Below are 12,949 nucleotides of genomic sequence, written 5' to 3'. Positions count from 1 at the left end.
ACCAGGAGAACGGCACCATGTTTGCCCAACACTATACCCGGCTCAGCACTGGCCAATGGCCGCAGATCGAGTTGGAGAGAAGGTTCGACCAGCATGTGCTTGCCTGTGTGCTTTCAAGTGCGCTCGAGGAGATCGAGGCCGGCGAGGCGACGGCGACGGCGGCAACCGGCCTTTCGCGCGCCGAGCTGCGCGATGTCCTGGCCCGCAGTTTCCCTGCTATTCCTATCAACGCGTTTGTCTTGGAAGAGGTGAGCGAGCCCGAGCCGGATCTGGAGGAAGAACTTCTGCGTGGACTGCTGCTGGCGCATGCCCGGCCGGGCGACAAGGCGAGCGCCCGCTTCGCCAAGATCATCGCCCGGCGTGCCATGCGCAATGACCATCTCTGGCAGGACCTCGGCCTTTTTAATCGGACCGAGCTCGGCCGCCTGCTCGCCTCGCATTTTCCGACGCTGGCGGCCGGCAACACCCAAAACATGAAATGGAAGAAGTACTTTTACCGCAAGCTCTGCGAGGCCGAAGGTTTTTCGCTGTGCAGCGCGCCCAGTTGCCGGGAATGCAATGATTTCGAAAGCTGCTTCGGCCCGGAGGAAGGCGAAAGCCGCCTCACACGGATCAAGAACGGCACGGGCTAGGATTAAGAGCCGCTTTCGTCGGTCGTACAAGCGCCAGGGCTCGCGCCGCACCATATGTCTCTTGTCGAACGTCGAACTTTCGCCTTCGAGGATTTGAATGCTGTGCCTGCTGTCCGGTTGCGCCTATGCTCGCTTCGGCGGTCGCCTCATCATGGCGGAGCAGGACCCGACCCGCACCATCGCCGCCGAGCAACTGGTGTTCTCCGTGCCGTTGCTGCTCGCCTGCCTGGCCGGGCTCTATTCGGAGCGGGCCGGCGTCTTCGACACGGGGCTCGAGGGCAAGATGCTGGCCGGCACCTTTGCCGGCGCCTCGGCGGCCGCGGTTACAGGCTCGGCTCGGCCTGGGCGCCGCCGTAGCGACCGCCGTGTTTTTCGCGCTGGTGCACGGTTTTCGCCTCGATCACTCATCGCGGCGACCAGATCGTCTTCGGCGTCGCCATCCGTTTCACCGCTGCCGCGCTCCACCATCATTCTCGGCCAGGCCTGGTTCCGGCAGGGCGCGCGCCGGCGCTCTCCGAAGACTCGCGCTTCGAGGCGATCATTCTGCCCAGCGCCGAAGCGGTGCGCGGCGTGCTGGTGCTCGGGCCGGTCTATTCCGAGCTGATCTCGGGCCATTGGCTGCTGGTCTATGTCGCGTCCCTGATGGTGCCATTCACCTGGTTGGTGCTGTTTCGCACCCGCTTCGGCCTAAGGCTTCGCGCCGTCGGTGAAAATCCGGCCGCCGTTGGTACCACCGGCATTTCGGTGACCTGCCTGCGCTACCGCGCGGCATCTTCACCGGCGTTCTGGCGGGCAAGGCCGGCGCGTACCTGTCACTCGCCCAGAATGCCGGCTTCGTGAAGGACATGACCGCCGGCGAGGGTTTCATCGCGCTGGCACCGCTCATCCTCGCCAAATGGAAACCGGTTCCGGCAATGTTCGCCTGTCTGGCGAAGATAGCCATGGCCCGGAGGTGAAGCCGGCGAGGCGCTGGCGCTGGTCCATGCGAGATCGGAGGCCGACACGGAACAGGCTGCCGCGGCGGCGATCCAGTCGCCTATGCGCTCGGCGAAACGAAGCCTGCAACCGCCAAAGTAATCGTGCGGAGGATCGCGCCGCGCGGTGGACGCGATTGCATCTCTCGTCGCGCTGCGCTGCTGAGGCCTCTTCTGTCAGGCGGTATAGGTTTCGCGCTTCGGGCCGAGCACGAACACTGTCAGGGCGGCGAGGAACGTGGCAACCGCGCTGTAGACGACAGCGCCGGCAATCCCGGCATTGTCCACCAATAATCCGCCGAAAAAGGCGCCGGCTGCGATTGCCACTTGGAACGCTACGACCATCAGCACACCGGCGGTTTCGGCCTGCTCGGGAGCGGCGCCCCGCACCATCCACGTCTGCAATCCCACCGGCACCGCGCCGAAGGCAAAGCCCCATGCGGCAACCGCAATCGCCGCGGCCGAGGCCGATGCTCCCGCCGTCAGCAGCGAGACAGCGGCTATCGCTATGAGCAGCGGTGCAAGGGCCGCGACTGTCTTGAGACTGTACTCGGCCAGAAGCCCCCCGGCCAAATTGCCGAAGAATCCGCCGATGCCAAAGGCAAGCAACACAAGCGAGATCATCTCGACATCGAGCGCGGGAACCTTCTCGAGGAAGGCGCGGATATAGGTGAATCCGGCGAAGTGGCCGGAAGCGACCAGTAGGACGACAAAAATCGCGACCTTGATCATCGGGATCTTGGCCACATCCAGCAGGCTGCGGAAGCTGGCCACTCCAACCGGAGGCAGCCTCGGAATGGTTACGAGTTGCACCAGCAGTGTTGCGGCGCCGACCACAGCGGCGAGTATGAACGCGCTTCGCCATCCCCAGATATCGCCGACATAAGCGCCGATTGGAGCTGCACAAACTGTAGCGACGGAAACACCGGTGAGGATTATCGACATGGCGCGCGGCAGGAGGTGGCTTGGGACGAGCCGCATCGCCAGTGCTGCCGACAGCGACCAGAAGCCTCCGAGCGCTATGCCGAGCACGACGCGTGCCGTCAGGAGAACCGCCAGCGACCACGCGCCGGCCGCCAGAACGTCCGACAGGATCAGTAACAGCGTCATCGCCCAAATGACGATCCTGCGGTCCAAGCGCTTTGTGATGATGGCCATCGTCGGCGCCGAGATCGCCCCGACGATGGCGGTCGCCGTCATCGCCTGTCCAGCCGCACCCTCGGTGACACCGAGATCATGCGCGAGCGGCGTGAGTAGGCCGACAGGCAGAAACTCTGCCGTCACCAGCCCGAAGGTGCCCAAGGAAAGCGAAATGACCGCACCCCATGCGGGACCAGACGGCTGGTCGGGCTTTTCTGGGTCGTGCCGAACAGCGTCCATCACGCCTGCCGCGGATTGGGTCACGAACGAAGTCTCCACTTTGGATGTACCGCAACATGAGGTTGGCTGCCTTGACCCACTTAAAGACACAGGCGCTTTTCCCGGCGGCGTTGTACGGAGGAGGGGATGTTCATTGCCTCGCGATATTTTGTGACGGTGCGGCGCGCAACATCCATGCCGGTTTCCTTCAGCCGGACAGCGATGGCATCGTCGGAAAGCACGTCGCCGGGAGGTTCTGCGGCAATTATCGCTTTGATCTGATGGCGGACAGCTTCGGCGGAGTGGGCATCGCCGCCTTCGCAGGAAGCGATCGCGACGGTGAAAAAATACTTCAGTTCAAAGATTCCGCGCGGGGTAAGCATGTACTTGTTCGAGGTCACCCGGCTTACCGTCGACTCGTGCACGCCGATCTCGTCAGCGACGGTCCTGAGATTGAGAGGCCGCAGGTGAGCAACGCCATGTTCAAAAAAGGCCTCCTGCTGGCGCACGATTTCAGTCGCAACCTTAAGAATCGTGTTGGCGCGCTGATCGAGGCTGCGTATCAGCCAGTTCGCAGTCTCCAAGCATACGTTGAGAAATGCTTGATCTTTCGAATTTTGGACGGTGTGACGCGAGACTTCGGCATAGTAGGCTCGGTTGATCAGCACCTTGGGCAGTGTGGCCGGATCAAGTTCGATCTTCCATCCGCCTTCCGGCGAGGGCATGACCCAGACGTCGGGTATGATGGATTCCAACGGACCGGACTGGAACCGGTTTCCAGGCTTGGGATCGAGCGCAAGAATCTCATGGTACATGTCGAGAAGGTCGTCTTCATCGACACCGCAATGCTGCTTCAGTGCCTGGAAATCGCGTCGCCCAAGCATTTTAAGATTGGCAACCAAAGCTGCCATTGCCGGGTCGAACCGGTCTCGCTGGCGCAACTGGAGCTCGAGGCATTCTTCGAGAGTTCGCGCAAAAATTCCCGGTGGATCAAAGTGCTGCAAGGTTCCGAGAACCCGTTCAACATCAGCCTCCTGGACATTCAGGCTCTCGGCTAGCTCCAAAAGGTTGGCCCGAAGATAGCCAGTGTCTTCCAGATCGGCGGCAAGCTGGTGAGCGATCAGCCGCTCCTTTGGTGTGAACGCAGTGAGGGCGATCTGACCAGCGACATGGTCGTGCAATGTTTCGGCGAGGGTGGCAAACTCGTCGAGGGAAGGGCCATTACCCGACGGGTTGTTGGTCTTGTTGCGGAGTGACCCGGGCCCGGTCGGTCCGTCAACGGCGTTTGCACGTGGGCCGATAGGCTGATCCGCTCCCGAAATCGAAACATCGCCAAAAGACCCGTCATCGTTTGACGCAGATTCCAAGAGCGGGTTCTTCTGGATTTCCTGCTCCACGAACTGATGCAGTTCAGTATGCGCCAGTTGCAGCAAGCGAATCGACTCAATGAGTTGAGGCGATGCGACCATGGATTGCTTCTGGCGCTGAAGTAGGCTTGCTGAGGATTGCATGGTGAGCGCGACATCCTGTCGAGGAGCTTCTTGGGGTGGGTAATGGCACCAGGGAGGAAAAGTTTTCTAGGTCATGCGGCGGCCTTCAGCGTTTCGAGAACGTTTTGCGGGGATGAGACGCCATAGGGGTCGGCCTCGCAGTTGTCGGAGAAACCTTCCTCCTCGAACCACTGCTCCACCACGCCATTGTTGATCAGAGCGGCGTAGCGCCAGGAGCGCATCCCGAAGCCGAGATTGTCCTTGGCGACCAGCATGCCCATTTTGCGTGTGAACTCGCCTGAGCCATCGGGAATGAGCTCGACCTTCTGCAGGCCCAAGGACTTCCCCCATGCATTCATGACGAAGGCATCGTTGACGGAGACGCAGTAAATCGCGTCAATTCCCTCCTTCTCAAACTCATCATAGAGGTCTTCGAAATTGGGCAGTTGGTAGGTCGAGCAGGTCGGAGTGAAGGCGCCAGGCAGCGAGAATAGGATGACGCGCTTGCCGGCAAAGTAGTCGTCAGATGTCTTTTCTTCCCAGCGATAGGGATTTGGGCCCTGGACTGACTCATCGCGAACACGCGTGAGAAAGGTGACGAAGGGAACCTTCTTTTGAACGGTCATCAACTTGCTCCTCAAGAAAAAAACTGGCACGCTGGATTCTGGCAGAGGCTGGCGCAATACCGAGCAAAGGCTCGTATGCCGGGCATGAAATGAGGCCCTCGCGGCCGCAACTTCCTCTTGCCATCCGGATGTATGGGAACGTTTTGGCTGCTGGTCTTCGCCACCCGAACGCCATCGATCTGAGCGAGCTGGAGGCCGTCGAGCCGCTTGGGCAGTCTTTCCAGGGCTATGGCGGCATCGATCACTCGCGCTCGTGCCCGGGGAAAAGTGATAGCGGCCGGAAGTAGCCAATATCGGAAGCGTGTGGAGGCCTCAGATGTGACTTCACGCAAGAGACCCGCGTCACTCAACTGGTTCGGCGTATCGTCGATATTTGCCAGTGACCCGCCGACCTTGGCTTCGGTACCTCTTTGATCGGGCTCTTGGGCACTCACATGCTGATCAAAACCGGTAAACGGCAATTGCGCGAGCGCCATGTGTTGGCGTGCCGGCATCGGACCAGTCGTGCGCAAAGCGCCTGCCGAGCACGGACCTCCGGAGGAGACGATGTACCGATGTTCAGCGGGAACGGGCACCGTCTCCTCAGGCCACGATCTAGAGCTTCGGGTGTCGGGCATGGCGCTGTCGCTTTCATCGTGATTTGATGGGCTCTAACCAGGAGCAGCAAGCGGCGTGCCATTTCAAATAGACATGCTTTTGGACCGCCCCCTTTTTCTCGGAGGCGGTGTCTTCGCCAAGATCGGGCGCGCGCTATAACCGCCTAGTCACGACACCCAACAACGGTGCTGTATGGTGCGGATGTTCGGCGCTTCCGCCCCAGCTGGGCAAAGACGAACGCAGCCGAGCCGATGCACCACCTCGCACCGGCGGGCACTGCAGCGATTGCGTAGCGTATGCCGCTAGCGTGTTCTTGCGTGCGCAGGCACGGCTATTGCGAACACCCGCCTGTGGCAGCAACCATGAGCGCACGCTCTTCGGCAAGCGCCCTGTCCGAGAGGATCGCGCCGCCAAACGTGTCTATTTGCAACCCTCTTATGTTCGAAACTGGACCAGAATGTCGCAAGCCCGACCGAAAGGTCGCCCAGGCTCGTACCATCCGACACTGTTCTGTCGCCTTTGTTGGTCCACGACACCGGCCATTTCGCCGAGCTCTTGTCCGGCCTCAGGCTAAGCCCTGAATCTTTTCTTCTGCCGGGCCGGCCAAATTGGCACGAGTTTTGAAGCCTGTTCGTTGCTGGCCGGGCGCCGCCGACCGACCTTCATTTCGTGGATGACACCGCGATCGATGGAACGAAGAAAGAAAAGCAAAATGTCAAATCCGCATCAGATAGCATTCTAGGGAAGGGGGCCTCGGCGAAACCGCCCCTACCAAAACAGGCTCGCCGCCTTGGTCGAACAAAACTTGATGGCCGGCTGCGGCTCAAATGCCTGCCACACCCGCTTTATCCTGAACTCGAAGGCGCAGGATAACGTTCTGCATCTCGCCGCGGGGTATGCCTACGCAGTTACACGTTGGCCGATCTTGAAAAATCGAGGTCGGGCTACGCCGCGGAGGACGTCGTCTATATGCCGTCTTACGTCATTCGCTGCTCGCAGCGCCTGCCGGTCACCTTCCGCCCTTCCATCGCTTAAAGAGAAGTGCCACCATGCCCGAACAACCCTTGCCGACGCTGCCGATGTGGCGAGTCGATCACATCGAGCCCTCGCCCGAGATGTTGGCGCTACGCGCCAACGGTCCGATCCACCGCGTGCGCTTCCCGTTCGGGCACGAAGGCTGGTGGGTGACAGGCTACGACGAAGCCAAGGCGGTGCTGTCCGACGCGGCCTTCCGGCCCGCGGGAATGCCGCCGGCGGCATTCACCCCGGATTCGGTGATGCTCGGTTCGCCGGGGTGGTTGGTCTCGCACGAGGGGGGCGAGCATGCCCGGTTACGCACGATCGTGGCGCCGGCCCTCAGCAATGGCAGGGTGAAGCTGCTCGCGCAGCAGGTCGAGGCGATCGCCGCGCAGTTATTCGAGACGCTGGCGGCCCAACCCCAGCCCGCCGACCTGCGGCGCCACCTCTCCTTTCCGCTTCCGGCCATGGTCATCAGCGCTTTGATGGGCGTGCTCTACGAGGATCACGCCTTTTTCGCCGGGCTGTCCGACGAGGTGATGACGCACCAGCATGAAAGCGGCCCGCGAAGCGCGTCGCGCTTGGCGTGGGAAGAACTGCGCGCCTACATTCGCGGCAAGATGCAGGACAAGCGCCAGGATCCGGGCGACAACGTGCTGACCGATCTGCTCGCGGCGGTCGACCAGGGCAAGGCGACCGAGGAAGAGGCGATCGGCCTGGCGGCGGGCATGCTGGTGGCGGGGCACGAGAGCACCGTCGCACAGATCGAATTCGGCCTGCTGGCCATGTTCCGCCATCGGCAACAGCGCGAACGCCTGGTCGGCGATCCATCCCTGGTGGACAAAGCGGTGGAGGAAATCCTGCGCATGTACCCGCCGGGCGCGGGCTGGGACGGCATCATGCGCTATCCGAGGACCGACGTGACCATCGCGGGCGTGCATGTTCCCGCGGAGAGCAAGGTGCTGGTCGGCCTGCCGGCGACGTCGTTTGATCCGCGCCACTTCGACGACCCGGAAATCTTCGACATCGGACGCGAGAAAAACCCGCACCTGGCGTTCTCCTACGGGCCGCACAACTGCATCGGCGCGGCGCTGGCCAGGCTGGAACTCAAGGTAGTGTTCGGTTCGATCTTTCAGCGCTTTCCCGCGCTGCGCCTGGCGGTGGCGCCCGAAGAACTGAAGTTGCGCAAGGAGATCATCACTGGCGGGTTCGAGGAGTTCCCGGTGCTCTGGTGAGGCGCGGACGCCGCCGGGAATCGCGATCTTCTCCGCAATTCGCCGGCGCCCCTGGCGGGCGCCGGTCAGATCACCAGCCAACAGGTAACCAAGATGGATGTGCAAGAAACCACGGCAGCATGCCGGGACGCCTTCGCCGAACTGGCGTCGCCAGCGTGCATCAACGACCCGTATCCGTTCATGCGGTGGTTGCGCGAGCACGATCCGGTGCATCGCGCGGCGTCGGGCCTCTTTCTGTTGAGCCGCCACGCCGACATCTACTGGGCGCTCAAAGCCACGGGCGATGCGTTTCGGGGACCGGCGCCGGGCGACCTGGCGCGCTATTTCCCGCGTGCGCAGACCAGCCTGTCACTCAATCTGCTGGCGTCCACGCTAGCGATGAAGGATCCACCGACGCATACGCGTCTGCGCCGGCTGATCTCGCGCGATTTCACCATGGGCCAGATCGACAACCTGCGGCCGAGCATCGCGCGCATCGTCGCAGCGCGCCTGGACGGCATGGCGCCCGCGCTGGAGCGCGGGGAGGCGGTGGACCTGCATCGCGAATTCGCGCTGGCCTTGCCCATGCTGGTTTTCGCCGAACTGTTCGGCATGCCCCAGGACGACATGTTCGGGCTCGCTGCCGGCATCGGCGCCATTCTGGAAGGCCTGAGCCCGCACGCCAGCGATCCCCAGCTCGCCGCGGCGGACGCGGCCAGCGCCAGGGTGCAGGCCTACTTCGGCGACCTCATACAGCGCAAGCGCACCGATCCCCGCCACGACATCGTGTCAATGCTGGTCGGCGCACACGACGACGATGCCGACACGCTGTCGGATGCGGAGTTGATCAGCATGCTGTGGGGCATGCTGCTGGGCGGCTTCGCCACCACTGCTGCGGCCATCGACCATGCGGTCCTGGCGATGCTGGCGTATCCCGAACAGCGGCACTGGCTGCAGGGAGACCCCGTGGGGGTGAAGGCATTCGTCGAAGAAGTCCTGCGCTGCGACGCGCCCGCCATGTTCAGCTCCATTCCGCGTATCGCCCAGCGCGACATCGAACTGGGCGGCGTGGTGATCCCTAAGAACGCGGACGTGCGCGTGCTGATCGCGGCCGGCAATCGCGACCCGGACGCCTTCGCCGATCCCGACCGCTTCGATCCCGCGCGGTTCTACGGCACCAGTCCTGGCATGTCGACCGACGGGAAGATCATGCTGAGCTTCGGCCACGGCATCCACTTCTGCCTCGGTGCGCAACTGGCCCGGGTGCAGTTGGCCGAGAGCCTGCCGCGGATCCAGGCGCGCTTCCCCACGCTGGCATTGGCCGAGCAGCCGACCCGGGAGCCCTCCGCGTTCCTTAGGACATTCCGTGCGCTGCCGGTGCGGCTGCATACGCAGGGGGGCTGAGATGCGCGTCGTGGTCGACCAGGATCTGTGCGGAACCACCGGACAGTGCGTGCTGACGCTGCCGGGCACCTTTCGCCAGCGCGAACCGGACGGCGTGGCCGACGTGTGCGTGGCGACGGTCCCGCAGGCGCTGCACGCCGCCGTGCGGCTCGCGGCCAGCCAGTGCCCGGTCGCCGCCATTCGGGTCATCGAAAGCGACGCTGGCGATGACGAGCACGCCAGCGCCGATCCGGCGCCCTCTCCGGCGGAGGCCGAGCGGCGTGTCGCGAAAGACCAAGGCAATCCAGGAGACACGATGGGACGGTTTGAAGGCAAGGTGGCCGTGGTGACCGGCGCTGGCGCGGGCATCGGCAAGGCATGCGCCCTCGCCATCGCGCGGGAGGGGGGCCGAGTGGTGGTGGCCGACATTGATGGCTCGGCTGCCGTCGCCTGCACCGCGCAGATCGCGGCCGAAGCGGGCCACGCGCTGGCCCTGGCCATAGACATCGCCGATGCGCAGGCGGTGGCCGCGCTGTTCGAGACGGCGGAGCAGCACTTTGGTGGGGTGGACCTGCTGGTGAACAACGCGAGCGCCATGCATCTGACCCCGCGCGACCGCGCGATCCTCGACCTGGACCTGGCGGTTTGGGATGAGACGATGGCGACCAATCTGCGTGGCACGCTGCTCTGCTGCCGGCAGGCCATCCCACGGATGATGGCCCGTGGCGGTGGCGCGATCGTCAACATGTCGTCGTGCCAGGGGCTCAGCGGTGATACCGCGCAGACGTCCTACGCCGCCTCGAAGGCGGCGATGAACATGCTGTCGGCCTCGCTCGCCACCCAGTACGGTCACTCGCAGATCCGCTGCAACGCGGTTGCGCCGGGTCTTATCATGACCGAGCGTCTCCTCGCCAAGCTGGACGAGTGCATGCAACGGCATCTGCGACGGCACCAGCTCCTGCCGCGCGTCGGCCGTCCCGAGGACGTGGCCGCGCTGGTGGCGTTCCTGCTCTCCGACGATGCTGCGTTCATCACCGGCCAGGTCGTGTGCATCGACGGCGGCATGCTGACGCATGTGCCGACATATGCCGATGGTGGCAACAGCCGCGCCGCGCGGCCATCCGGCGACACCGCCGAAGCGGACGCTGCGCCAAGGAGGTGATGGACATGCTGCTCAACCCGCTCAACCGACGGCACCGGCTGCGATACGACGTCCCGGTCATGCCCGGCGCTTTTCCCCTGGTCGGGCATCTTCCCGCCATCGTCTGCGACCTGCCGCGCCTGCTGCGGCGCGCGGAGCGGACGCTGGGCAGCCACTTCTGGCTGGACTTCGGTCGTGCCGGACACCTGATGACCTGCCTGGATCCGGATGTGATCGCATTGCTCCGGCACAAGCACGTGTCCTCGGCGCTGATCGAAGAGATCGCGCCCGAAATCCTTGGCGGAACGTTGGTCACTTTGAACGGTAACGCGCACCGGCAGGCGCGCGATGGGATCAAGGCGGCGTTCCTGCCCAGGGGGCTGACCGAGGCCGGCATTGGCGAGCTGTTCGAGCCCGTCATCCAGACCCGGGTGCAGGCGTGGCGCGACTGCGGTGAAGTAACTATCCTGCCCGAAACCGGCGACCTGATGCTCAAGCTCACCTTCAGTCTCATGGGCATCCCCGCCCAAGACCTGCCGGAGTGGCATCGCAAGTACCGGCAACTGCTGCAGTTGATCGTCGCGCCCCCGGTCGACCTGCCCGGAACGCCCTTGCGGCGCGGCCGCGCCGCCCGAGACTGGATCGACGCGCAGTCGCGCCAGTTCATCCGCGACGCGCGCGCGCATGCCGCGCGCACCGGGTTGATCAACGACATGGTGAGCGCCTTCGATCGCAGCGACGATGCGCTCTCCGATGACGTCCTGGTCGCTAACATCCGCTTGCTGCTGCTTGCCGGTCACGAGACCACCGCCTCGACGATGGCCTGGATGGTGATCGAGCTGGCACGGCAGCCTGAGCTGTGGGACGCCCTGGTCGAGGAGGCGCAACGCGTGGGCGCGGTGCCGACCCGGCACGCGGACCTGGCGCAGTTTCCGGTCGCCGAGGCGCTGTTCCGCGAGACGCTGCGCATGCATCCGGCGTCCTCGCTCATACCGCGTCGCACGACGCAGGAATTACAACTCGGCCAGCGCCGCATTCCCGCGGGCACAAGTCTATGCATCCCGCTGCTGCATTTCTCGACCTCGGCGCTGCTGCACGAGGCGCCTGATCAGTTCCGCCTGGCGCGGTGGCTGCAACGCACGGGGCCGATCGGGCCGGTGGACATGCTGCAGTTCGGCAGCGGCCCACACGTCTGCATCGGCTACCACCTGGTATGGCTGGAACTGGTGCAGTTCAGCATCGCCTTGGCGCTGACCATGCACAAGGCCGGGGTGCGGCCGCGGTTGCTGAGCGACGCCGAAAAAGGCCGGCGCTATTACCCGACAGCACAACCCTCCATGAAAATCCGCATCGGATTCTCATGAGCTGGCATCGCATACCCCGTGTGGCGAGGCAGCGGCGCCGGCGACGCGCGGCATTGCTGCACTCGGCGCGCGCGCTCGGTGCGACGCCGGCAACACTGCATCGGCTCGCCGCTCGCCGTGGCCGTCTGCTGTCAGGTACAAGGACATGAACGACATGCAGACCGGTTCCACGCTACACGACCACGGAACTGGCGTTTCCGCGCTCGGCGGATTGGGCGCGCAGGCGCGCGGCGCATCCGGCAGGCTGCTGCCGGAGATCTGGATGCAGGACGGCGCAAAACGGGTCGAACAGGCGCTGGCGCGTCTTCTCTGCGCCGAAGACGACGGTGAGACCGAGCTGATGGCGGCGATGCGCTACGCCACCTTGAATGGCGGGAAGCGCACCCGCGCCTTGCTCTGTATGGCTGCCGGCGCACTGGCCGACACGCCGGCGCACACGCTCGACGACGTCGGCGCCGCCATCGAGATGATGCACGCCTGTACCCTGGTCCACGACGACCTGCCCGCAATGGACGACGACGTGCTTCGCCGCGGCCTTCCGACCGTGCACGTCAAGTTCGGCGAAGCCACTGCGATCCTGGTCGGCGATGCGCTGCAGGCGCACGCCTTCCTGACCCTGGCGAGCCTGGATGCGCCGGGCGACAACCGTATCGCGCTCGTGCGCGAACTGGCGCAGGCGGTGTCCGCCGAGGGTGCCGCAGGCGGGCAGGCCATGGATCTGTCGCTGGTCGGAAAGCACGCCGAGCTGGACAGGATCGTGGCGATGCACCGGATGAAGAGCGGAGCACTAGTGCGCGCGTCCGTTCGCATGGGCGCGCTATGCGCCATCACGGAGGATGCCGCGCACGCTGGGCTGTACGGTGCGCTCGATCGCTACACCGCCTGTTTCGGCCTGGCGTTGCAGGTGATCGACGACATGCTCGACGCGACAGCGGATACCGCGACGCTGGGCAAGACCCCCGGCAAGGACGCGGCGGCGCAGAAGCCGACCTGCGCGTCGATCATGGGGCTGCAGGCAGCGCGCCAGTTCGCGCTGGATTTGTTGCGCGACGCCGGGGAGGCCATCGTCCCGCTGGGGCCGCGTGCGGAACGGTTGGCGCAGATGCTGCAGCGGGCCAACGTGAATCTGTCCGCGCCATACGCATGAGCGCG

Annotated in this window: 10 protein-coding genes and 2 pseudogenes; 8 read left to right on the top strand and 4 right to left on the bottom strand. The window is 64.2% G+C overall.

What is annotated here, in order from left to right; all coding sequences use genetic code 11:
- Window positions 1-17: 17 nt before the first annotated feature.
- Both NKH71_RS03630 and NKH71_RS03625 read left to right on the top strand, forming a co-directional pair.
- Window positions 18-632, top strand: a complete 615-nt coding sequence (locus tag NKH71_RS03630) for a nitrogen fixation protein NifQ (RefSeq protein WP_352894464.1) — start codon at window positions 18-20, stop codon at window positions 630-632.
- A 151-nt stretch (window positions 633-783) separates the two neighbouring features.
- A pseudogene (locus NKH71_RS03625) lies at window positions 784-1,561 on the top strand (ABC transporter permease); the annotation flags it as partial.
- A 222-nt stretch (window positions 1,562-1,783) separates the two neighbouring features.
- On the opposite strand, the gene NKH71_RS03620 reads toward NKH71_RS03625, so the two are convergent.
- The 4 genes from NKH71_RS03620 to NKH71_RS03605 form a co-directional block, all read right to left on the bottom strand.
- A complete protein-coding gene (locus tag NKH71_RS03620) occupies window positions 1,784-2,986 on the bottom strand; it encodes an MFS transporter (protein ID WP_023722996.1) in 1,203 nt (400 codons plus the stop codon).
- 80 nt (window positions 2,987-3,066) lie between these two features.
- Window positions 3,067-4,476 carry an RNA polymerase factor sigma-54 gene (rpoN, locus tag NKH71_RS03615; protein WP_352894462.1) on the bottom strand — a complete coding sequence of 470 codons (1,410 nt, stop codon included), beginning with the start codon at window positions 4,474-4,476 and terminating at the stop codon, window positions 3,067-3,069.
- A 71-nt stretch (window positions 4,477-4,547) separates the two neighbouring features.
- Complete coding sequence (locus NKH71_RS03610) at window positions 4,548-5,081, bottom strand: peroxiredoxin (RefSeq protein WP_023722998.1); 534 nt, start codon at window positions 5,079-5,081, stop codon at window positions 4,548-4,550.
- An 11-nt stretch (window positions 5,082-5,092) separates the two neighbouring features.
- Window positions 5,093-5,557, bottom strand: coding sequence for a hypothetical protein (locus NKH71_RS03605; RefSeq protein WP_352894460.1), 465 nt, complete (start codon window positions 5,555-5,557; stop codon window positions 5,093-5,095).
- Between the two features lie 1,170 nt (window positions 5,558-6,727).
- Between NKH71_RS03605 and NKH71_RS03600 the strand changes: the two genes are divergently transcribed.
- From NKH71_RS03600 to NKH71_RS03575, 6 genes and pseudogenes are all read left to right on the top strand, one after another.
- Window positions 6,728-7,930, top strand: coding sequence for a cytochrome P450 (locus NKH71_RS03600; RefSeq protein ID WP_352894457.1), 1,203 nt, complete (start codon window positions 6,728-6,730; stop codon window positions 7,928-7,930).
- A gap of 93 nt (window positions 7,931-8,023) precedes the next feature.
- A complete protein-coding gene (locus NKH71_RS03595) occupies window positions 8,024-9,313 on the top strand; it encodes a cytochrome P450 (protein ID WP_352894454.1) in 1,290 nt (429 codons plus the stop codon).
- 1 nt (window position 9,314) lies between these two features.
- Window positions 9,315-9,440, top strand: a pseudogene (locus NKH71_RS03590) (ferredoxin); the annotation flags it as partial.
- 168 nt (window positions 9,441-9,608) lie between these two features.
- A complete protein-coding gene (locus NKH71_RS03585) occupies window positions 9,609-10,454 on the top strand; it encodes a glucose 1-dehydrogenase (RefSeq protein ID WP_031195408.1) in 846 nt (281 codons plus the stop codon).
- The gene (locus NKH71_RS03580) at window positions 10,454-11,797 is read left to right on the top strand and encodes a cytochrome P450 (RefSeq protein ID WP_352850760.1); all 1,344 of its coding nucleotides are present in this window, start codon (window positions 10,454-10,456) and stop codon (window positions 11,795-11,797) included. The genes NKH71_RS03585 and NKH71_RS03580 overlap by 1 nt, the downstream gene beginning before the upstream one ends.
- Before the next feature lie 154 nt (window positions 11,798-11,951).
- Window positions 11,952-12,944 (top strand): polyprenyl synthetase family protein, encoded by a 993-nt coding sequence (locus NKH71_RS03575; RefSeq protein ID WP_352894667.1) that lies wholly within the window; start codon window positions 11,952-11,954, stop codon window positions 12,942-12,944.
- The last annotated feature ends 5 nt before the right edge of the window (window positions 12,945-12,949 follow it).

Origin of the sequence: Mesorhizobium sp. M0983, from assembly GCF_040318975.1 — a bacterium.
Taxonomy (GTDB): Bacteria; Pseudomonadota; Alphaproteobacteria; order Rhizobiales; family Rhizobiaceae; genus Mesorhizobium.
Note: the sequence above shows the minus strand (reverse complement) of the source record. Positions and strands in the feature narration are given on the sequence as shown.

Excerpts from the sequence above, each read along its gene's own strand:
- NKH71_RS03595 (WP_352894454.1), top strand. The coding sequence starts at position 8,024 with ATGGATGTGCAAGAAACCACGGCAGCATGCCGGGACGCCTTCGCCGAA.
- NKH71_RS03605 (WP_352894460.1), bottom strand. The coding sequence starts at position 5,557 with ATGGCGCTCGCGCAATTGCCGTTTACCGGTTTTGATCAGCATGTGAGT.
- NKH71_RS03620 (WP_023722996.1), bottom strand. The coding sequence starts at position 2,986 with ATGGACGCTGTTCGGCACGACCCAGAAAAGCCCGACCAGCCGTCTGGT.
- NKH71_RS03580 (WP_352850760.1), top strand. The coding sequence starts at position 10,454 with ATGGACATGCTGCTCAACCCGCTCAACCGACGGCACCGGCTGCGATAC.
- NKH71_RS03630 (WP_352894464.1), top strand. The coding sequence starts at position 18 with ATGTTTGCCCAACACTATACCCGGCTCAGCACTGGCCAATGGCCGCAG.
- NKH71_RS03575 (WP_352894667.1), top strand. The coding sequence starts at position 11,952 with ATGCAGACCGGTTCCACGCTACACGACCACGGAACTGGCGTTTCCGCG.
- NKH71_RS03600 (WP_352894457.1), top strand. The coding sequence starts at position 6,728 with ATGCCCGAACAACCCTTGCCGACGCTGCCGATGTGGCGAGTCGATCAC.
- NKH71_RS03585 (WP_031195408.1), top strand. The coding sequence starts at position 9,609 with ATGGGACGGTTTGAAGGCAAGGTGGCCGTGGTGACCGGCGCTGGCGCG.
- NKH71_RS03610 (WP_023722998.1), bottom strand. The coding sequence starts at position 5,081 with ATGACCGTTCAAAAGAAGGTTCCCTTCGTCACCTTTCTCACGCGTGTT.
- rpoN (WP_352894462.1), bottom strand. The coding sequence starts at position 4,476 with ATGCAATCCTCAGCAAGCCTACTTCAGCGCCAGAAGCAATCCATGGTC.